17 protein-coding genes and 1 pseudogene are annotated in these 20452 nt (G+C 67.0%); 5 read left to right on the top strand and 13 right to left on the bottom strand.

The features are described from left to right. Positions 1–20 precede the first annotated feature (20 nt). The 3 genes from OUO20_RS01030 to OUO20_RS01020 form a co-directional block, all read right to left on the bottom strand. Positions 21–1709, bottom strand: coding sequence for a thiamine pyrophosphate-binding protein (locus tag OUO20_RS01030; protein ID WP_268002641.1), 1689 nt, complete (start codon positions 1707–1709; stop codon positions 21–23). A gap of 4 nt (positions 1710–1713) precedes the next feature. Next, positions 1714–2778 carry an agmatinase gene (gene speB, locus OUO20_RS01025; RefSeq protein ID WP_018769602.1) on the bottom strand — a complete coding sequence of 355 codons (1065 nt, stop codon included), beginning with the start codon at positions 2776–2778 and terminating at the stop codon, positions 1714–1716. 113 nt (positions 2779–2891) lie between these two features. Then, positions 2892–3467 carry a helix-turn-helix domain-containing protein gene (locus OUO20_RS01020; RefSeq protein WP_018769601.1) on the bottom strand — a complete coding sequence of 192 codons (576 nt, stop codon included), beginning with the start codon at positions 3465–3467 and terminating at the stop codon, positions 2892–2894. 258 nt (positions 3468–3725) lie between these two features. On the opposite strand from OUO20_RS01020, the gene OUO20_RS01015 reads away from it, so the two are divergent. Continuing rightward, on the top strand, positions 3726–5246 hold the full coding sequence (locus tag OUO20_RS01015; protein ID WP_268002640.1) for a sodium:solute symporter: 1521 nt from the start codon (positions 3726–3728) through the stop codon (positions 5244–5246). 91 nt (positions 5247–5337) lie between these two features. Here OUO20_RS01015 and OUO20_RS01010 read toward each other — a convergent pair whose 3' ends face one another. Next, positions 5338–5559 (bottom strand): hypothetical protein, encoded by a 222-nt coding sequence (locus OUO20_RS01010; protein ID WP_018769599.1) that lies wholly within the window; start codon positions 5557–5559, stop codon positions 5338–5340. A 266-nt stretch (positions 5560–5825) separates the two neighbouring features. Between OUO20_RS01010 and OUO20_RS01005 the strand changes: the two are divergent. Then, positions 5826–6985, top strand: a pseudogene (locus tag OUO20_RS01005) (VIT1/CCC1 transporter family protein). A 3-nt stretch (positions 6986–6988) separates the two neighbouring features. On the opposite strand, the gene OUO20_RS01000 reads toward OUO20_RS01005, so the two are convergent. Further along, the gene (locus tag OUO20_RS01000; protein ID WP_134165621.1) at positions 6989–8122 is read right to left on the bottom strand and encodes an LOG family protein; all 1134 of its coding nucleotides are present in this window, start codon (positions 8120–8122) and stop codon (positions 6989–6991) included. 266 nt (positions 8123–8388) lie between these two features. On the opposite strand from OUO20_RS01000, the gene OUO20_RS00995 reads away from it, so the two are divergent. Continuing rightward, positions 8389–9129, top strand: a complete 741-nt coding sequence (locus tag OUO20_RS00995) for a GntR family transcriptional regulator (RefSeq protein ID WP_056389192.1) — start codon at positions 8389–8391, stop codon at positions 9127–9129. Between the two features lie 17 nt (positions 9130–9146). After that, complete coding sequence (iolB, locus tag OUO20_RS00990; RefSeq protein WP_134165622.1) at positions 9147–10040, top strand: 5-deoxy-glucuronate isomerase; 894 nt, start codon at positions 9147–9149, stop codon at positions 10038–10040. Positions 10041–10053: 13 nt separating this feature from the next. On the opposite strand, the gene OUO20_RS00985 is transcribed toward iolB, so the two are convergent. Next, complete coding sequence (locus OUO20_RS00985; protein ID WP_018769594.1) at positions 10054–11256, bottom strand: MFS transporter; 1203 nt, start codon at positions 11254–11256, stop codon at positions 10054–10056. A 172-nt stretch (positions 11257–11428) separates the two neighbouring features. Here OUO20_RS00985 and OUO20_RS00980 point away from each other — a divergent pair, with 172 nt between their 5' ends. Continuing rightward, positions 11429–11878: a MarR family winged helix-turn-helix transcriptional regulator gene (locus tag OUO20_RS00980; protein WP_134165624.1), complete on the top strand. Its 450-nt coding sequence runs from the start codon at positions 11429–11431 to the stop codon at positions 11876–11878. A gap of 65 nt (positions 11879–11943) precedes the next feature. On the opposite strand, the gene OUO20_RS00975 is transcribed toward OUO20_RS00980, so the two are convergent. From OUO20_RS00975 to iolC, 7 genes are read right to left on the bottom strand one after another with little or no spacing between them, the layout of a single operon-like run. Beyond that, positions 11944–12819: an MFS transporter gene (locus OUO20_RS00975; RefSeq protein WP_268003351.1), complete on the bottom strand. Its 876-nt coding sequence runs from the start codon at positions 12817–12819 to the stop codon at positions 11944–11946. Between the two features lie 32 nt (positions 12820–12851). Beyond that, positions 12852–13865 (bottom strand): Gfo/Idh/MocA family protein, encoded by a 1014-nt coding sequence (locus OUO20_RS00970; RefSeq protein ID WP_018769591.1) that lies wholly within the window; start codon positions 13863–13865, stop codon positions 12852–12854. Between the two features lie 32 nt (positions 13866–13897). Further along, the gene (locus OUO20_RS00965) at positions 13898–14809 is read right to left on the bottom strand and encodes a sugar phosphate isomerase/epimerase family protein (RefSeq protein WP_223993925.1); all 912 of its coding nucleotides are present in this window, start codon (positions 14807–14809) and stop codon (positions 13898–13900) included. Positions 14810–14831: 22 nt separating this feature from the next. Then, positions 14832–16358, bottom strand: a complete 1527-nt coding sequence (locus OUO20_RS00960) for a CoA-acylating methylmalonate-semialdehyde dehydrogenase (RefSeq protein ID WP_268002639.1) — start codon at positions 16356–16358, stop codon at positions 14832–14834. A gap of 38 nt (positions 16359–16396) precedes the next feature. Then, positions 16397–18325 (bottom strand): 3D-(3,5/4)-trihydroxycyclohexane-1,2-dione acylhydrolase (decyclizing), encoded by a 1929-nt coding sequence (gene iolD / locus OUO20_RS00955; protein WP_268003350.1) that lies wholly within the window; start codon positions 18323–18325, stop codon positions 16397–16399. Between the two features lie 31 nt (positions 18326–18356). Further along, positions 18357–19292 (bottom strand): Cgl0159 family (beta/alpha)8-fold protein, encoded by a 936-nt coding sequence (locus tag OUO20_RS00950; RefSeq protein ID WP_268002637.1) that lies wholly within the window; start codon positions 19290–19292, stop codon positions 18357–18359. Then, positions 19289–20293 carry a 5-dehydro-2-deoxygluconokinase gene (gene iolC / locus OUO20_RS00945; protein WP_268002635.1) on the bottom strand — a complete coding sequence of 335 codons (1005 nt, stop codon included), beginning with the start codon at positions 20291–20293 and terminating at the stop codon, positions 19289–19291. Before iolC ends, OUO20_RS00950 begins: the two co-directional genes overlap by 4 nt. Positions 20294–20452: the final 159 nt, after the last annotated feature.

Raw genomic sequence — 20452 nt, 5'->3', positions numbered from 1 at the left:
TGTGAGCGTTATTGGCTACATCAGTCGCCCAGGTGGGTGGGCCCGAACATCTTTAAAAGCGTCTCAACCACGACGACGTTGGGCCCGTCCCCGGCGAAGCCCGCCTTCAGCGCGTCCCCCACATCCTCCGGGGCAACCCGGGTGGCGGGAATGCCGAAGGACTCGGCAAGCCTGACGAAGTCCGGGCGGGCCAGTTCGGTAGCGGTTGCCTTGCCGAAGGCACCCACCATGTATTCACGCAGGATGCCGTAGCCGCCGTCGTCCACGATCAGCCAGGTGACCGGCACGTTGTGCTGTTTCGCCGTAGCCAGTTCGGCGATGGAATACATCGAGGAGCCATCGCCGGACACGGAGAGTACCCGGCCCGGCCTCCCCTGGGTTTCCAATCCCACGGCCGCTCCAATGGCGCCGGGAAACGCGAAGCCCAGGCCGCCGGCGCCCTGGGCTGAGTGGAACTGCCCCTGCCGCGCGTCCCAGCAGGACCAGCCCCAGTAGGCGGCGATGGTCATGTCCCAGAAGGTCTGCATGTCCGCCGGCACGGCCTCGCGGATGTCGGCCATGAACTTCAGTTCCTTGCCCAGGTCCTGGGATTCCAGCCGGGCACGGACCTTGGCGAGCGATTCCTGCACCAGCGACTCCGGCGTGGCGCCATGCCAGTCCGGGGCCGCGGCCCTGCCGGGCTGCAGTGCTTCATCAAGAGCTGCGAGCGCCTGCCCGGCGTCGGCACGGATGCCAAGGCCAGGCCGGTTGGATTCCAGCACCCGCGGTTCGGCGTCGATCTGGATGATCCGCCCGCGTGGTTCGAACGTGAAGTAGTTGGACGTCACCTCGCCCAGCGAGGAGCCGATCACCACCAGGACGTCGGCGTCCTCCAGGACGTCGGTCATGTAGCGGTCCTCGATCCAGGCCTGGAGGGACAACTCGTGGTTCCAGGGGAACGCGCCATTGCCGCCCGGCGTGCAAATCACGGGAGCGCGGAGTTTCTCCGCGATGGACAGCAGGGACTTCTCCGCCTTGCCGCGGCGGGTGCCGCCTCCTGCAATGATTGCCGGGCGCCTGGCTGCTTCCAGCCACTTCACGGCCTCCCGCACCAGTTCGATCCGCGGCGGGTTGTCCGCTGCCTCCGCCAAGGCATCCTCCACTGGAGGCACCATGATGGGATCCAGCAGCACGTTTTGCGGAATCTCCAGCCAGACCGGGCCCTGCGGCGAGGAGATGGCCTCGGTCCAGGCGTCCTGGATGGCGGACGGGATGCCCGAGGCATGCTGGATCAGCCGCTGACTCTTGGTCACGTTCGCCGCCGACGCCTTCTGGTCATCAAGCTGGTGCAGCATGCCCTTGCGCCTGGCACCCAGCCCCTCCAGGGGAATCTGGCTGGCCACCACCACCATGGGCACGCCCGTGGCGTAGGCCTCCTGCAGGCCGGCCAGGGACGTCAGCGCGCCGGGGCCGGTGGACAGGAACAGCACACCCACTTCCCCGGTGGCGCGGGAGTAGCCGTCCGCGGCAAAGGCGCTGTTGTTCTCGATCCGGGAGGAGACGAAGTGCAGGTTGCCGCGTCCCATCGCGTCGAACAGTCCCAGGGCATGCTGCCCCGGGATGCCGAACACCGTCTTGGCACCCAACGCTTCGAGGGTCTCGACGACGAGGTCCCCGCCATTGCGGGCACCCCTTCCCTCCGCGGGGGCGGGTGCCGCCAGTTCGGTCACGGCCCTACTCCTTGGTGGCCGCGGCGAAGCCGGCGGGACGGCGGGCCTCCTGGCCCAGGGCCTGCGCCTGGTAGCCCGTTTCGGCTCCGAAGCGGCTCCCGGGAACGGCATTGTCCGCCATGAGGGTCACCAGTTCGTACGCCACGTGGCTGGCGGCAACACCGGTAATTTCGGCATGGTCGTAGGCGGGCGCTACTTCAACGACGTCGGCCCCCACCAGGTTCATGCCGCGGAAGCCGCGGATGATCTCCAGGAGTTCGCGGCTGGTGATGCCACCTGCTTCCGGCGTGCCGGTGCCCGGTGCGTGTGCCGGATCCAGGACGTCAATGTCCACCGAGATGTAGAGCGGGCGGTTGCCGATCCGGTCGCGGACCTTGGCGACGGTTTCCAGCACGCCCTGGTAGTAGACGTCCGCTGAAGTGACAATGCCAAACCCAAAGCGGTGGTCGTCGTCGAGATCCTTCTTGCCGTAGAGCGGGCCGCGGGTGCCGATGTGGCTGATGGCTTCGGTGTCCAGGATGCCTTCCTCCACCGCGCGGCGGAAGGGCGTGCCATGGGTGTATTCGGCGCCGAAGTAGGTGTCCCAGGTGTCCAAGTGGGCATCGAAGTGGAGCATGGCGATGGGCCCGCCGGCGCGCTCGGCAGCGGCCCGCAGCAGCGGCAGCGCGATGGTGTGGTCCCCGCCCAGGGTCAACAGCTTGCTCCCGGCGGCGGTGAGGTCCAGCGCGTTCTGCTGGATGGTTTCGATGGCTTCGTTGATGTGGAACGGGTTGACGGCCATGTCGCCGGCGTCGGCCACCTGGATGTTCTCGAACGGGCTGACATCCCAGGCGGGATTGTAGGGACGCAGCAGCCGGCTGGCCTCGCGGACATGGTTGGCGCCGAAACGGGCCCCGGGGCGGTAGGAAACACCTGAATCGAACGGCACCCCCACCACGGTCACGTCAGCCTTGGCCACCTGGTCCAGGCGGGGAAGACGGGCATAGGTGGCAGCTCCGGCATAGCGGGGAATCCGGGATGAATCGATGGGGCCAAGGTTGCCGTTGGCTTCAATGCGCAGCTCTTCCAATGGAGGCCTCTCCTTCGAGGAGGTAAGGGACAGGTGTGACTGCAATCATACACTCCTGTTTCCCCTAGAGCATCAGGTGTTTACCAAACCTACCCCCGAACCCCGAGGACAAGTCAGCGGCTGGCGGCGGGCACCAGGACCCAGAGCACCTCTACGGGCTTGTCCGTGGGGTTGACCCAGGTATGGGGTTCGCGGCCGGGAAAGGTTACGGTGTCGCCGGTGCTCAGGTCGTATTCCTCGTTGGTGAGGATCAGCTTGATGGACCCCTTGATCACATGCAGCACATCCACGTCGCAGTCCACCGCATAGAGCTCGGACTCGCCGCGGCCGTGCGGCTCGATCACGGCCTGGATGATCTGGACCCTGCGCTCCGAGCGCGCCGTCAGGAGCCGCTCCACGATGCCCTGGCCGCCGAGCGAGATCCGGGGGCCGTCGTTCCGCTTGGTCAAGTGGGTCTCGGGTGCCGCAAAAAGGTCGCCAATGGAAATGGACAGGACCTGGCAGAGCGTCACCAGTGAGGCCACCGACGGTGAGGTCAGGTCCCGCTCCACCCTGCTGAGGAAACCCTTTGTCAGGCCGGTGGCATCGGCAACCTGCTCGATGGTGAGCCGCTGGGACTGCCGGGCGGCCCGGATCCTTGAGCCGATGGCAACAGGGACGTTACTGGGCTCAACTGGCAGTGCCTTCATCTACGAACCTTTCATGGCCGGCAGTCCGGCTCCACTCTCGAGCCATACTAATCTGCGGCGCTTTTGTGACACGCGCATGCCACACGGGAGCGGCACCGGCGTTCCGATCCTTGACTGTTGCAGCCGTCACACTCTAGTCTTTGGAAACTCCTGTTGCCTATAAGGCAATACCAGGAACCCCTCTCCGTTCGTCCGCGGCGGTGCCGGGCGCCGTCGCCCCCGGCACCACACCCGGCCCACAGCTCCAAGGAGCCAACTATGGATGCAAGTGCCATCAACATCGCCATCGTGGTGGTGTATCTGCTCGCAATGCTGGCCTTCGGCTGGTGGGGCAAATCCCGCACCAGGAACAACAGCGACTTCCTCGTTGCCGGCCGTCGCCTGGGACCGTTCCTGTACACCGGGACCATGGCCGCCGTCGTCCTCGGCGGGGCGTCCACGGTGGGCGGCGTGGGCCTTGGCTACAAGTTCGGCATCTCCGGCATGTGGCTGGTGGTGGCCATTGGCGCCGGCGTCCTGCTGCTGAGCCTTCTCTTCGCCGGGACCATCCAGAAACTGAAGATCTACACCGTGTCCCAGATGCTCACCCTCCGCTACGGGAGCAAGGCCACCCAAGCCTCCGGCATCGTCATGCTCGCGTACACGTTGATGCTCTGCGCCACGTCAACCGGCGCCTATGCCACCATCTTCGTCGTGCTGTTCAACCTGGACCGGGCGCTGGCCATCGCCATCGGCGGCGCGATCGTCCTGGTGTACTCCACCATCGGCGGCATGTGGTCCATCACCCTTGCGGACCAGGTCCAGTTCGTGATCAAGACGGTGGGCATCTTCTTCCTCATGCTCCCCTTCACCCTGAACGCCGCGGGCGGCCTCGACGGGATCCGCAGCCGCGTGGATGCCAGCTTCTTCCAGATGGACGGCATCGGCGTCCAGACGATCATCACCTACTTCGTCGTCTACACCCTGGGCCTGCTGATCGGCCAGGACATCTGGCAGCGCGTGTTCACCGCCAAGACCCCAAGGGTGGCCCGTTGGGGCGGCGCCACCGCCGGCATCTACTGCATCCTCTACGGCGTGGCCGGTGCGCTGATCGGCATGGCCGCCAACGTGGCCCTGGCCAACGTCAAGATCGCGGCGAAGGACGACGTCTACGCCGAGGTGGCCCAGAACCTGCTCCCCGTCGGCATCGGGGGACTGGTCCTGGCCGCCGCCGTGGCTGCCATGATGTCCACCGCGTCCGGCGCCCTCATCGCCGCCGCCACCGTTGCCCGTGCCGACGTCCTGCCGTTCGTTGCCGGCTGGTTCGGCAAGGACGTCAACACCGGCGACACCGAAAACCCGGAGCACGACGTCAAGGCCAACCGCATCTGGGTCCTGGCGCTGGGCATTGTGGCCATCGTCATCGCCATCATCACCAAGGACGTGGTAGCGGCCCTGACCATTGCCTACGACATCCTGGTGGGCGGCCTGCTGGTGGCCATCCTGGGCGGCCTGGTGTGGAAGCGAGGCACCGGCGTGGCTGCCGCCGCGTCCATGGCTGTCGGTTCGGTCATCACCCTCGGCACCATGATCATCCTGGAAGTGAACGCCAACGCCCCGCTGGACGGGATATACGCCAACGAGCCCATCTACTACGGCCTGATCGCCTCCGCGGTTGTCTACATCACGGCTTCGCTGCTCACCCGCCCCACGGACCCCGCCGTCATGCGTGCCTGGCAGCTTCGTGTTGCCGGCCAGGAGCCGGAAGAAGCGCCCGAGGAAGTCCTCGCCGGCCGCTGACCTGACCAAGCATTAAGCACGACGGCGGCGCCTCCTTTCGCATTCACGCGCAAGGAGGCGCCGCCGTCGTAAGTCCTACCCTCCTGGGTCCCTACCCCTCAGTGTCGCGGGGCTCGTCGTCATCCAGCGGGACCTCGCGGTCCTCGGCGTCGATGACTATCGGTGGCGGCTGGACCACCGGTTCCCCTTCATCAAGGACCCCGTCCTCCGCGTCCGCATCGTCTACCGGTGCATCCTCGGCGTAATCGTAGGCGGGGTCCGCTTCCACGGCGTCCAGGTGCGGCATGTCCGGGTGCTGTCCGGTGGTGCTCATGATTCAACCTCCGTTATTCGCCTGACGTGCTCTTTAGGGTAGGGCGCAGGCTGCGCCACACCTTCATCACAGCACCCGCCGGGCGGACGGGTCAATAGTCGTGGCGGCGCCCGGAAGAGTGGCCAACGGGGGCGGTATCGGCCCCGGTTTTAAGGCAACCCGAAACTTCCCAGCGAGGTTTGCCAGCCAAAAAACCGCGGAAATACGCAGTACGCTGGCAAGGCAAAGGCGCGATAAACATGCCCTTTCCAGCCCAGGAGTTACCAGTGTCGCAGCACGCCCAGTCCAACAACGTCGGGTCCAATTCCCGGACCCCGCACCCGGAGGCCGCCGGCACCCCGCAAAGCCAGCCCTCGCCGTCGAACATCAAACGGTGGCGCCAATACCTGGCGGACGAGCGCGCGGAAGCAGCCGTCTACCGGGACCTCGCCCAGAACCGCGAGGGGGAGGAACGGGACATCCTCCTGGCCCTGGCCGAGGCCGAAGGCCGGCACGAGGCCCACTGGCTGGCCCTCCTGGGAGAGCACGCGGGCAAACCAAAGAGGGCCTCGGCGCGAAGCCGGTTCCTGGGGTTCCTGGCGCGGCACTTTGGCTCGGTGTTTGTGCTGGCCCTCGCCCAGCGCGCCGAGGGCCGCTCCCCTACGCCAAGGACCCCAACGCCACTCCGGCCATGGCTGCCGATGAGCAGATCCATGAGGAAGTGGTGCGCGGCCTGGCCACCCGCGGCCGCAACCGCCTGGCCGGCACGTTCCGGGCAGCGGTCTTCGGCGCGAACGACGGCCTGGTCAGCAACCTCTCCCTGGTGATGGGCATGGCGGCGTCCGGCGTGGCCAGCACCGTGGTGCTGCTGAGCGGCATCGCCGGGCTGCTGGCCGGTGCCATGTCCATGGGCGCCGGGGAATTCATCTCCGTGCGTTCCCAGCGCGAGCTGCTGGCGGCCACCCGCCCCACGCAGATCACGCTGGCGGCCGCGCCCCAGCTGGACCTTGAACACAACGAACTCCTCCTGGTGTACCTGGCCCGCGGGATGTCCCGCGAGGCGGCGGAACACCGGGTGGCCGAGCGCATGGGGCTGCTGTCCTGCGACTGCGACCCCAGCCTGTCCCTGCAGCCGGACCTGCCGGAGGAAGAGGACCAGCACGAGGCCGTGGGGACGGCCTGGGGTGCGGCGCTGTCCAGCTTCTGCTTCTTCGCCTCCGGCGCCATCGTGCCCATCCTGCCGTTCCTGTTCGGCCTGACCGGGGTCGCCGCATTGGTGGTGGCCGGGGTGCTGGTGGGCATCGCCCTGCTGGCCACCGGTGCCGCCGTCGGCCTGCTGTCCGGCACCTCCCCGCTGACCCGCGGCCTGCGCCAGCTCGCCATCGGCCTCGGCGCCGCCGGCATCACCTACCTGCTGGGCCTGCTCTTCGGCACGGCGGTCGGATAGGGCTCAGCCCCGGAGGACCTCCACGGCCTGATCCACCGTATCCACCAGGTGAATGTAGTCCGCCATGGGCCGCCCGGCGGCCAGGCTGCGCAGCATGGGCCAGGCCGGGTACTCCTGCTCCCAGTGGCGCCGCCCCACCAGCACCATGGGCGCCACTTTCTCGCGGGCGCCATAGTAGTTTTCGCAGGCGTCCTGGAAGATCTCCTGGACGGTCCCGGCTGCTCCGGGCAGGAAGACGATTCCGCCGTGGCACAGTTCCAGCAGGATGGCCTCCCGGATGGCGTTGGCGAAGTATTTGGCGATGTGCGTGGCAAAGTAGTTGGGCGGTTCGTGCCCGTAGAACCAGGTGGGGATCCCCAGGGATGCAGTCCCGCCCGGATGGCGTTCGACGACGGCCGCCGCCGCGCGTGCCCACGCCGACACCGAGGGACGGAAACCGGGGACCGCGGCAAGCGTGCCTAGCGCTGCGTCCAGGTCGCCGTCGGACGCCTGGCTCAGGTAAGCGCCCAGGTTGGCCGCCTCCATGGCGCCGGGCCCGCCGCCGGTAGCCACCGAATACCCCTGGAGGGCCAGGAGCCTGCCCAGCCGCGCCGCCTCCGCGAACTCCAGGCTGCCGCGCGGCGCAGCATGGCCGCCCATGACCCCGACGATGGAGCGGCGGGTCCAGGCCGCCGACCCCGTCAGCTCTTCCAGCGCGTCCCCGATGGCATGGTCGTGCAGGGCAGAGGCCAGGGTCGCATCCACGCGGCGCCGCTGGCCGGACTGGATGCTCCAGTGGTAGATGCGGGCGTCCGGCAGTTCCTCGTAGGGAGACGATGCCAGTCCGGCATACAGTTCAGCCGGGGAGTACAGCGATGCCCGGTAGGGGTCGAAGGGGACGCCTTCCAGCCGGGGAAAAATCAGGGCACCGCGGCTGCGCAGGTTGCCTTCCATGCCGTCGTCGAACAGGCAGCCGAGGAACATGGCACCTTCGACGGTGACGCTCTTCAGGGCGGCCGACCGGCCCCGCAGGTCCAGCGACTGCGCGTGCCAGCCATGCAGGTTAACTGCGCCGCCGGCCACCAGGCGGTCGAAGCTGGCCAGATCCTGGACCTCGAGGTTGCGGGGACGGGGACCAAGGCTTCCGGCGAAATTCACGGCTGCCGCCTTCCAGTCCACATCATGGAGTTAGCCTAGGCCACGCAACGCAACGCTGGCCGGACCTTGTTGCCTCTCAAATTCTCCCGGGGACCGGAAGCCTGCCACCCCGCCTGCTTCTGCCTGCCTCCCTTGACCCGGGAGTAGCGCCTGTTACGATCGTGGAAGAAGAGTATGTCCTATCAAGCGAACATATGGTGGCAGTGCGCCACTGGCGCAGGCGCCGGTCGGGCGGACGCGCAGACATGAACATGAGGGAACGCACCGTGGCGAACAATCTGGGACTCAGCATCGACCGCTCTTCTCCCGTGCCCCTGTACCACCAGGTGGTCCAGGGCATCGAAGCGGCCATCTACAGCGGGGTGCTGGAACCCGGAAGCCGGCTGGAGAACGAAATCGACCTGGCCGCCCAGCTCAACCTGTCCCGGCCCACCATGCGCAAGGCCATGGACGAGCTGGTCCGCTCCGGACTCCTGGTCCGTAAACGCGGCGTGGGAACCCAGGTGGTCTCCAGCCAGGTGCGCCGTCCGCTCGAGCTTTCCAGCCTCTACGACGACCTCACCAACGACGGCAAGAAACCCACCACCGAAGTCCTGAGCTTCTCCCACGTTGAAGCCGACGACGCCACCCGGGCAACACTGCAGCTTCCGGCAGGCTCAAAGGTCTATCACTTCACCCGGCTCCGGAAGGTAGGCGGCAATCCGCTGGCCCTCATGGAGAACTGGGTTCGGGACGACATCGCGGAAATGGATGAGGCCATGCTCGCCGCTGAAGGTCTGTATTCGATCCTCCGGCGCGGCGGGGTCAACTTCCGCCTGGCCAACCAGCGCATCGGCGCCGTCAATGCCAACGACTACCAGGCCTCCATGCTGGACACGACGCCGGGATCCGCGCTGGTCACCATGGAACGTACGGCCGTCGACGACACCGGGCGGCGCGTGGAAACGGGCCACCACGTGTACCGCGCCGATTCCTACAGTTTTGAAATGACTCTCGTACAGCGATAATCCAAGGAGCCAACTCCATGACCAACTGGGTTTACCCCCGGGGCACCGCCGCTGACGGCAAATGGGACATTTCGATCGGAACCTCCGACTCCTCCCTCGCCGTGGACGGCTGGGCGCACACCGGCCTGAAGGTAGCCACGGTGCCGGCCGGTGCCGCCGTCGAACTCTCCGCCGCGGACGAGGAACGGATCGTGGTGCCCCTCAACGGGGCCTTCACCGTGACGGTTGACGGCACCGACTATCCCCTGGCGGGCCGGCCCTCGGTCTTCTCCGGGCCCAGCGACGTCCTTTATTCCGGCGCCGGACGCGCCGTGCGGATCAAATCCGCCGACGGCGGCAGGGTGGCAGTGGCCACGGCCCCCGCGAAAGCCTCCTACCCCACCCGGCTGGTCCATGCCGCGGAGACCCCCGTGGAACTGCGCGGCGCCGGCAACTGCTCGCGCCAGGTCCACAACTTCGGCACCCCGGCAGCGCTGGAGGCCGACCGGTTCATCGTCTGCGAGGTCCTCACCCCCGCAGGGAACTGGTCTTCCTACCCTCCCCACAAGCATGACGAGGAAAAGGACGGCGAGACCCAGCTCGAAGAGATCTACTACTTCGAAACCCAGGTGGCGTCCGGCTCGGCAGCGCCACCAGACGCCGACGCCATCGGGTACCAGCGCGTCTACGCCTCCGATGAGCGGCCCATCGATGTGTCGGCCGAGGTGCGCACCGGCGACGTGGTCCTGGTCCCCTACGGCTGGCACGGCCCGGCGATGGCCGCGCCCGGCTACGACCTCTACTACCTCAACGTCATGGCAGGTCCGGGCCCGGTGCGGGAATGGCTGATCAGCGACGATCCCCACCATGGCTGGGTGCGTCAGACCTGGGAGACCCAAAACATCGACCCGCGGCTTCCGTTCGGTGCCTAAGGAACCCCGCCGCCTAGCGGCTGGCCAGCTCCTCGACAGGCACCGGCACCTGGCCTTCAAGCTGCCGTTCCCGCTTGGCCGCGGCGGCGGCGAACGCCATGACGGCCAGGCCGGCAACGGTGATCACGGCGCCCGCCCAGATGGGTGAGGTGTAGCCGAGGCCTGCGGTGATGGTGACCCCTCCCAGCCAGGCACCCAGGGCGTTGCCCACATTGAAGGCACCGATATTGGCGCCGGAGGCCAGGGTGGGAGCCCCGGAGGCATACTTCATCACGCGCATTTGCAGGCCCGGCACGGTGGCGAAGCCGAAGCCGCCCATCAGGACCAGCGACATGACCGTCAGGACAGGGCTGGCGGCCGTCAGAGCGAACACCACCATGACCACGGCCAGCGCGGCGAGCACCACCAGGAGCGTCCGGTCCACGTTGCGGTCTGCGGCTTTGCCGCCAAGGGTGTTCCCGGCGAAGAGGCCCGCCCCGAAGACAATGAGCAGCCATGGCACGGTGGAGGCCGCAAATCCGGACACCTCGGTGAGGGTGTACGCAATGTAGGTGAACGCGCCGAACATGCCGCCGAAGCCGAGGATGGTCACAAGGATGGAAAGCCACACCTGGCCGGAGCGGAAGGCCCGAAGCTCGGAGCGGAGGCTTCCCGCCTGCCCCGCTTCACGGGCCGGCTTGGGAACCAGGGCCAGGATGCCGGCGAGCGCAGCCACGCCAATGACCGTGATGGCCCAGAAGGTGGCACGCCAGCCGGCCGCCTGGCCCAGCAACGTCCCGAACGGCACGCCAAGGACGTTGGCCGCGGTCAGTCCCGTGAACATGAGCGCGATGGCGCCTGCCTTCTTGCTGGGCGGGACCATGCCGGCCGCCACCACTGCTCCGATGCCAAAGAAGGCGCCGTGCGAGAGGGCGGCAACAACGCGGCCCAGCATCATTGGCCAGTAACCGTCAGCAGTGGCGGAAAGCAGGTTTCCGGCAATGAACAGGACCAGCAGTGCGGCCAGTACGGGCTTGCGCTGGAATCGCGTCACGGCTGCCGTCAGGCCCAGCGCGCCCACCACCACGGAGAGTGCGTAGCCGGAGATGAACCAGCCGGCCTCCGCTTCGGTGACGCCAAAGTCGGTTGCCACCTGCGGGAGGAGGCCGGCGATGACGAATTCCGTGAGTCCTATGCCAAACCCGCCCAGGGCGAGTGCTATCAGGCCAACAGGCATGCGAATGCTCCTTTGAGCTGTACGTGTGGTTGTTCCGTGAAGTGGAAGGCGCCTAAGATAGTTGCAGGCGCGGTATTTATTGTTGCACATGCAAATATGCCGCGCAAGCAACTATCTCTACCCGCGGCTGCCGGAGGGCTCTCCCGCCGGGCCAATTCGTAAAGGAGCAACCATGGGCATCAAGGACGACGCCGTCGAGGTCCGCGCCCAGGGCTGGCGCACCCTGGCGGCCCTGCATGGGCTGATCGAAGGCGAGCTGGAGCGCTCCCTCCAGGCAGAGTCGAAGCTCTCCGTGGTGGAGTACACAGTGCTGGACGCCCTCAGCCGGCAGGACGGCTGGCACATGCGGATGCAGCAGTTGGCGCGTGCCACGGCGCTCAGCCCCAGCGCCACCACCCGGCTGGTGAACCGGCTTGAGGACCGCGGCCTCCTGACCAGGATCCTGTGCGACGACGACCGCCGTGGAATTTATACGGAACTGACGCCCACCGGCCTGAGCCTCCTTGAGGAAGCACGGCCCGTCCACGATGCCACGCTTGAGCGGGCCCTCGGCCGCGCGATGGCCATGCCGGAACTCGCACCGCTGGTTGACGCACTGCCCGGGCTGCATGCGCGCGCATAGGACAGCAGAGCCCCTTTGAGGATCCTCATAGGGGCTTTGCAAGGAGCAGCGGGGCGCTGGTCCGGTCAGGGAACCTTCGCCGCGGCGGCCCCGGCCTTGCTGCCGGCCACATTCTTTAAGTAGTGCTCCAGGTCCTCCAGGCTTTTGTCCTTGGTCTCGGGCACGTATTTGGCGGCAAAGGCGATGGCGCCAACACCCAGCACGGCGAACACGAAGAACGTGCTGGAGATCCCGATGGCCGCAAGCAGCTGCGGGAAGCCGAAGCCGATCAGGAAGTTCACGATCCACAGCAGGAAGGCCGACGCGCCCATGCCCAGCCCACGGATCTTCAACGGGGTGGAGGCCAGCCAGCGTGGACTCTCGGGCATGACGTTCATCCCGATCCACAGCGCGATGGCCGGCAGGGTGGCGATGACCAGCATCCAGCGCCAGATGCCGTGCGATTCGCCGAAGGAGTTGCCCAGGTAGGCGTTGAAAATGAAGGCCAGCAACTGCCCGGTGACGATCATGAGTTCGTTCTGGGTGACGATCCGGCCGCGCCGGTCGCGCGGCGATATCTCGGCCAGGTAGACCGGAACGGTAACGGATGCCCCGCCCACGGCAAGCCCCAGGATAAACCGCGCGGCGATTAACACTTCGGTGTTCGGCGCGAAGGTGCAGCCCAGGGTGCCCAGCAGGAAGACGACTGCCAGGACCATGATCATCCCGCGCCTGCCGTTGCGGTCTGCCAGGCGGCCGCCGAACAGGGCGCCAAACGCGGCGCCGAACAACAGGGACGAGGTCACCAGGCCCTCGGTCAGCGGGGTGAGGCCCAGATCCTGCTGCATATAGGGCAGCGCGCCGTTGATTACGCCGGTGTCGTAGCCAAACAGCAGGCCGCCAAAGGTGGAGATGATCGTGGCGGTCCGCAGGGCGCGCTGGTGGTTGCCGGGCTGCTGTATGGTCGTTTTCCCCTCCGTCCCCTTCTCCTGTCCTACTTGTAGAGGTCGGGCTTCGCAGCCAGCTTCACGGCGACCTTTTCGCCGTTCTTCTGCGCCTCGACGCCTGCCTCGCAGCATGCCGCGGTGGCGTACCCGTCCCAGGCGGAGGGGCCACCGATTTCGCCCCTCAGTGCAGCGTCCACCCATGACTGGATTTCGACGTCGTACGCGGCGCCGAAACGCTCTTCGAAGCCTGGGGTGACGCTGCCGCCCCAGCGGCCGGAACTGCGGGTGTAGGGACCCTTGTCGCCGCCGATGCTGACGATGCCGTCCTCGAAGGAGGCCTGGGTGGCCACCTCGTAACCGAATTTGGCGTTGACGTAGATCTCGACGTCCGCCAGGACGCCGGACTCGGTCTCGATCAGGACGTGCTGGGGGTCGTGCTGGCCGTTGGGAGCATTGCGGGTGGGCTTGCCCAGCCGGACCTGGATGCTGGTGATTTCCTCGCCGGTGAAGAACCGGATGGCGTCGAATTCGTGGACCACGGAGTCATTGATGAGCATCTCGTTGGTGAAGCCCTCAGGGGTGTTGGGGTTGCGGTGCTGGTGGTGCAGCATCAGCAGTTCGCCCAGCTCATGGTTGCGGATGATGGAGCGGAGCGCTGCGTATTCGGCGTCGAAGCGGCGCATGAAGCCCACCTGGATGCGCTGGTGGCCCAGCGCCACTTCGGCTTCGACAATCTTCCAGGAGGATTCGGCGTCCGGGGTCAGCGGCTTTTCGCAGAGGATCGGAATGTCCCTGGCGATGGCCTTGAGCAGGATGTCCTGATGCAGGAAGCCCGGGGTGGCGATGAGAACGGCGTTGACGTCGCCGTTGTTGAGGGCTTCGTCAGCGTCGGCCAGGGCGACTGCGCCGGGGATGTCTTCGACGGCGGCCTCGGCGCGGGCGAGGTCGACGTCGACGACGGCGGCCACTTCGGCGCCATGGATCCGCTTGTTGAGGCGCTGGATGTGGTCGGCGCCCATGCGGCCGGCGCCGATGACGGCGACGCGGAGGGTTTCAGTCATTGTTTGGTCCTTTTGGCGTTAGCAGGAAGAGGTCAGTTGACGGCGGTGCGGGAGCCGCAGGTCAGCAGGTAGTTGCGGGTGCGCTTGGCGATCGGCATCGGGACGTCGAAGGCCACCGGGTACATGTCCTGTTCCACGATCCCGAAGATGGGGCGGTTCAGGGCTTCCACGGCCTCGATGACGGCGCGGAGGTCGGGCAGCCCGCTCGGCGGTTCGGTCATGACGCCGGCGAGGTTGGCCGCGGCCCATGTCATGTTTTCCTCGTTGACTCGCCTGAGGATGTCCGGATTGATCTGCTTCAAATGCAGGTAGCCGATGCGGTCAGGGTAGTTCTTGATGAGCTCCAGGCTGGAGGCGCCGCAGTATTCCGCGTGGCCGGTGTCCAGGCAGAGGTTCAGGTACTGCGGATCGGTAGCTCCCAGCAGCGTTTCGATGTCCTCCTGCGCGCCAACGTGGGAGTCAGCGTGGGAGTGGAACTGCTGCTTCAGGCCGAAGTCCTCCAGCAGGGTCTTGCCCAGGCGGTTGTGGCCGGCGAACAGGTCGCTCCAGGCCTTGTCGCTTAGCGTGCCGCTTTCCACGGCCTCGCCGGTGACGTCGTCGCGCCACATGGCCGGAATGACCACGATGTGCCCGCCGCCCATTGCCGCGGTGAGTTCGGCGACCTTGCGGGCCGGCTCCCAGGCGGTCTCCCACTGGTCCACGCCGCGGTGGAAGGCGGTGAACACGGTGCCGGCTGTGACTTTCAGGTCGCGCTGCTTGAGTTCCTCCGCCAGGCGGGCCGGGTCGGTGGGAAGGTAGCCGTACGGGCCAAGTTCGATCCACTTGTAGCCGGACTCGGCCACTTCGTCGAGGAAGCGTTCCCACGGGGTCTGCTTCGGATCGTCCGCAAACCAGACGCCCCAGGAGTCCGGCGCCGTGCCGATGATCAGCTTGTTCTCAGTCATGACAGCGTTGTCTCTCTGGGTGTTAGTTGGACGGGAAGTTGTAGGAGGCTTCGGAGGCGTGGTGGGTTTCGGGCCAGCGGGAGGTGACGACTTTGCCGCGGGTGTAGAAGGAGACGCCTTCGGGGCCGTAGATGTGTTTGTCGCCGAAGAGGGATGCTTTCCAGCCGCCGAAGGAGTGGTAGGCCACGGGGACCGGGAGGGGCACGTTGATGCCGATCATGCCGACGGTGACGGAGCGCTGGAACTTGCGGGCGGCGGCGCCGGAGGAGGTGAAGATGGCGGTGCCGTTGCCGTAGGGGTTGGCGTTGATCAGCTTGATGCCGTCTTCGAGGGTGTCGACGCGGACCACGACGAGGACGGGTCCGAAGATCTCTTCCGTGTAAGCCGTCATTTCGGTCTTGACGTGGTCGATCACGGTAGGCCCCACCCAGAAGCCGTCTTCGTGGCCCGGGACCACCAGGTCGCGGCCGTCCACCACCATGGCGGCGCCGGCGGCCTCGGCTTCGGTGACGATCCGTACGATGCGTTCCTTGGAGGCCGGGGTGATGACCGGGCCCATTTCGGCGTCGGGGGCGGTGCCGTTGTTGACCTTCACGGCCAGGGCGCGTTCTTCGACTTTCTTGACCAGCAGGTCGGCGGCGTCCCCGACGGCGACGGCGACGGAGATCGCCATGCAGCGTTCGCCGGCGGAGCCGAAGGCGGCGGCAGCGAGGTGGTCGGCGGCGTTGTCCAGGTCGGCGTCGGGCAGGATGATGGCGTGGTTCTTCGCCCCGCCCAGGGCCTGGACGCGCTTGCCGTGTTTGGTGGCGGTTTCGTGGACGTACTGCGCGATCGGGGTGGACCCGACGAAGGAGATGCCGTCCACGTCCGGGTGGGTCAGGAGCCCGTCGACGGTTTCCTTGTCGCCGTGCAGGACCTGGAACACGCCGTCGGGCAGGCCGGCTTCCTTCCAGAGCTTGGCCAGCAGCAGGGACGCGGAGGGGTCGCGCTCGGAGGGCTTGAGGATGAAGGCGTTGCCGGTGGCGATCGCCATCGGGGCCATCCACAGCGGCACCATGACCGGGAAGTTGAACGGGGTGATGCCGGCGACCACGCCGAGGGGCTCGCGGAAGTTGAACACGTCGATACCGGTGGAGACCTGGTCCGAGTAGTCGCCCTTGAGCAGGGTGGGGATGCCGCAGGCGTACTCGATGACTTCCAGGCCGCGGCCGATTTCGCCCTTGGCGTCGGAGAGGACCTTGCCGTGCTCGGTCGTGATTAGTTCAGCGAGGTCGTCCACGTGGGCGGCGACGAGTTCGCGGAACTTGAACAAGACGGCGGTGCGCTTGGCCAGGGAGATGTCACCCCAGCTGTCGGCAGCCTTCCGGGCGGCGGCGACGGCGGCGTCAAGGTCGGCGCGGTTGGCCAGGCGCAGCTCGCCGGTCACGGCCCCAGTGGCCGGGTTGTACACGGGGGTGGTGCGGTCGCCAGCGCCGGCGGTTTCGGCGCCGTTGATGAAGTGGTTGATCACGGTGGTCTGGGTATCGGTGGTCTGGGTGGTGGCAGTCATGGGGACTCTTCCTTGAGGGGGTGGTGTCTGGAGGAGGGTTAGCCGAGCAGTTTGCGCTGGCGGGACTTGTGGTCGACGTAGGTATGGAAGGCCTGCTTGGTGGAATCCAGTTCGGAGACCTGGGAGACGGGGACGTCCCACCAGGACTCGGAGGATGGTGCGTCCAGGAGCGGGTCGGACTCGACATGGATGAGGATGGGCCCGCTGCCCTCGGGGGCGGCCTTGGCGTCGCGGATGGCCTGTTCCAGTTCGGCGATGACTTTCTCGCCGGGTTCGATCCGGATGACCTTCACGCCCAGGGACTCGGCGTTCAGGGCAAGGTCCACCGGCAGGGTGTCCCCTTCGTCGAAGCTGTGCTGTTCTTCGTCCAGGGCCCGGTAGCGGGTGCCGAAGCGCTGCGAGCCCAGGGATTCGGACAGGGAGCCGATGGAGGCGTATCCATGGTTCTGGATCAGGACCACGATCAGTTTGATGCGTTCGGCGACGGCGGTGACCAGTTCGGTGTGCATCATCAGGTAGGAGCCATCCCCCACCATCACCACGACGTCCCGCTGCTCGCCGCCGCGCGCGGCTTCGGCCAGGGCTGCGCGCTTGACCCCGAGGCCTCCGGGGATTTCGTAGCCCATGCAGGAGTAGGCATATTCGACGTGGTAGCCGAACGGGTCCCGGACACGCCACATCTTGTGCAGGTCCCCGGGCAGGGACCCGGCCGCGCAAATCACCACATCCGCAGCGTCCATGGCCCGGTTGGCGGCGCCGATGATTTCGTTCTGTGCCGGCAGCGGGGTGTAGCGGGTGTCAAAGGCCTCGTCCACAGTGGCGTTCCAGCGCTTTTTCTCGGCGGCGACCTTCTGCTCCAGGTCGGCGCCTACCCGGTAGCCGCCCAGTGCTGCGTTGAGCTTGACGAGTGCCTTGCGGGCGTCGGCGACGATCGGCAGCGTGGTGCCGTGCTTGTAGGCGTCGATCGGGGCAACGTTGATGTTGATGAAGCGCACGTCCGGGTTCTGGAACGCTGTGCGTGACGCGGTGGTGAAGTCCTCGTAGCGGGTGCCGATGCCGATGATCAGGTCGGCGTCGGCAGCGATGGCGTTGGCCGCCGTCGTACCGGTGGAGCCGATGGCACCCAGGCTGAACTGGTGGTCCCACGGCAGGACGCCGACGCCGGCCTGGGTGTTGCCTACCGGGATGCCCGTCAGCTGGGCGAGCTTTGCGAGCTCGTCGTTGGCGTAGGCGTAGAGGACGCCGCCGCCGGCGATGATCAGCGGGCGCTTCGCGGCACGGATGGCCGCGGCGGCACGGGCGATGTCGTCGTCGTCCGCGTCGGGGCGGCGGATCCGCCACTCCCGCTCGGCCAGGAACTCCTCGGGGACATCGAACGCCTCGGCCTGGACATCCTGAGGCAGCGAGATGGTTACGGCGCCGGTCTCCGCCGGATCCGTCAGGACACGCAGGCCGTGGTGGAACGCGGAGAACAGCTGTTCCGGGCGGGTGACGCGGTCGAAGAACTTGGACAGTGGCCGGAAGGCGTCATTAACGGTGATGTCGTAGGCGTAGGGCTGTTCGAGCTGCTGCAGCACGGGGTCTGCCGCGCGGGTGGCGAACGTGTCGCTGGGCAGCAGCAGCACCGGCAGCCGGTTCGTCGTGGCCAAAGCGGCACCGGTCAGCAGGTTGGAGGACCCCGGGCCGATCGAGGTGCTGATGGCGAAGGTCTGGCGGCGGCGGGTATGCCGGGCATACCCCACGGCCTGGTGCGCCTGGGCCTGTTCGTTCCGGCCCTGGTAGTACGGCATGATGGCCGGGTCCAGCTGCTGGTACTGCTTCAGGGCCTGCCCCACACCGGCAACGTTACCGTGCCCGAAGATACCGAACGTGCCGGGGATGAGCCGCTCCCGGTAGTCCACACCGCCCACCTTGTCGACGGTGTATTGCTTGGACAGGTATTCGACGACGGCCTGGGCCACCGTCATCCTGCGCGTTCCTGTTGTGTCCATGGGGAGGCTACTCCGATACTTCCGTGGTGTGGTTCAGCAGTGAGGCGGCCGTGGCCACGGCACCGGCAACATCGCCGTCGGCCGGGTACAGGAGCGTCCGGCCAACAGTGAGGCCCTGGACGCCCGGGAGCGCCAGTGCCGCCTGCCAGGACGCAAAGACCTCGTCCTGGGACCCATCCGGGTCTCCGCCCAGCAGGACGGTGGGCATGGTGGTGGCGGCCATGACGCGTTCCATCTCCGCCACGACGGGAAGCTTCATCCAGGTGTAGGCGCTGGTGGAGCCCAGCCCCTCTGCGATGGCGATGGACTTGATCACGGCGTTGGTGGACAGATCGTTGCGGACGCGGCCGTTTTCCCGGACCGACAGGAACGGTTCCACCATGGCAATCAGCTTGCGCTCCGCCAGCGAATCGATGGCCTTCGCGGTCGCTTCCAGGGTGGCCACGGTGTCGGGGTCGCCCAGGCAGATGCGGGTGAGCATCTTGCCGCCGTCAGCACCCAGGGCCTCCAGAGCGGCGGCGGTGTGGCCGGTGAAGCGGTCATCGAACTCGTTGACCAGCCCGGAGAGGCCGCCGCGGTTCATGGAACCGAAGACCAGCTTGCCGTCCAGGGCGCCCAGCAGCAGCAGGTCGTCCATGATGTCCGGGGACGCCAGGACACCGTCGACGGCGGGGTTGGCCAGGGCGATCTGCAGCCGGTCCAGCAGCTGACGCCGGTCAGCCATGGCCACGGGGTCGCTGCCGACGGCAAGGGCGCCGCGGGCGGGGTGGTCGGCGGCGACGATGAAGTTCTGCCGCCCCGACTTCAGGCCGGGGTGGCGCCGGCGGGACTTGGCCGCCCGGGCCACGGCACCAGGGTCTTCCAGCCGTATAGTGCTCAGGTGCTCATAGCGGCGCGGATCGTCGTCCACAGCGTTGTTGGAAGCAAGAGAGGTGAGGGTCACAGTGCTGCTCCTTCGGGAATCGAGGCGCCCGGAACCGCGCGGCCGCGTTCGGCCAGCAGCGAGGTGACCTCCTCCGGCGTCGGCATGGCGTCGGCGCAGGAAAGGCGTGAGGCGACGATGGCGCCGGCGGCGTTGGCGTAGTCCAGGACCTGTGCCAGCGGCCAGCCGGAGAGGAGTCCGTGGCAGAAGGCGCCGCCAAAGGAGTCGCCGGCACCCAAGCCGTTGAGGGTTTCCACCGGGACGGGCGCGGAGACCACGCGTTCGGTGCGGGTCTTGGCCATCACGCCTTCCGCGCCAAGCTTGACGACGGCGATTTCCACGCCGGCAGCGAGCAGGCGGTCCGCCTGCTCATCGGGAGTCCCCTCGCCGACTGCCACGGCACATTCCTTGTCGTTGCCGATCGCGACCGTGACGTGCGGCAGGACCTTGGCAACCTCGGCCCGGGCCTCCTCCTCGGAAGCCCAGAACATCGGCCGGTAATCCAGGTCCAGGATGGTGAACTGGCCCTCAGCCAGCCCGGTCCGCGGCCGCGCCTCATGCGCGGCAATGTGCGCTGATCGCGAGGGCTCCTGGCACAGGCCGGTCACCGTGGACCAAAAGATCCCGGCCTCACGGATGGCGTCCAGGTCCAGCTCTTCAGCCTTGATCTGCAGGTCCGGCGCCGTGGGGAACCGGCCGTAGAAGTACAGCGGGAACTCGTCCGTGGCCGGCTTGATCGCGCAGAAGGTCACCGCCGTGGGCCAATCCTTCACCGGGGTAACAAAGGCGTCATCGACGTTGAACTTTTGCAGTTCGCGGTGCAGGTAGGCGCCGAACGGATCATCCCCGGTCCGGGTAATGACCCCGGTGCGGCGTCCGTGGCGGGCGGCGGCAACCGCGACGTTGGACGGTGAACCGCCAAGGTATTTGCCGAAGGAATCAACGTCCTCCAGGCCAACCCCGATGTCGTTCGGGTAGATATCAACGCTGATGCGCCCGATCGTAAGAAGCTCGTGGGTCACGGGAATCGTGGACCTTTCTGGTGTGGAACGCGGATCCTTCGAGGGGCAGGAGTTCCGGGACTGGCAGGCCGTGGCGTGGGCCACAGGCACTACTTTGCCTTAGATCCAATGTCCTGTCAAAGGTTTGTACTGACATACTTACAACTGAAGCTGCCGGGC

The organism is Arthrobacter sp. FX8, from assembly GCF_026723805.1.
GTDB lineage: Bacteria > Actinomycetota > Actinomycetes > Actinomycetales > Micrococcaceae > Arthrobacter.
Note: the sequence above shows the minus strand (reverse complement) of the source record. Positions and strands in the feature narration are given on the sequence as shown.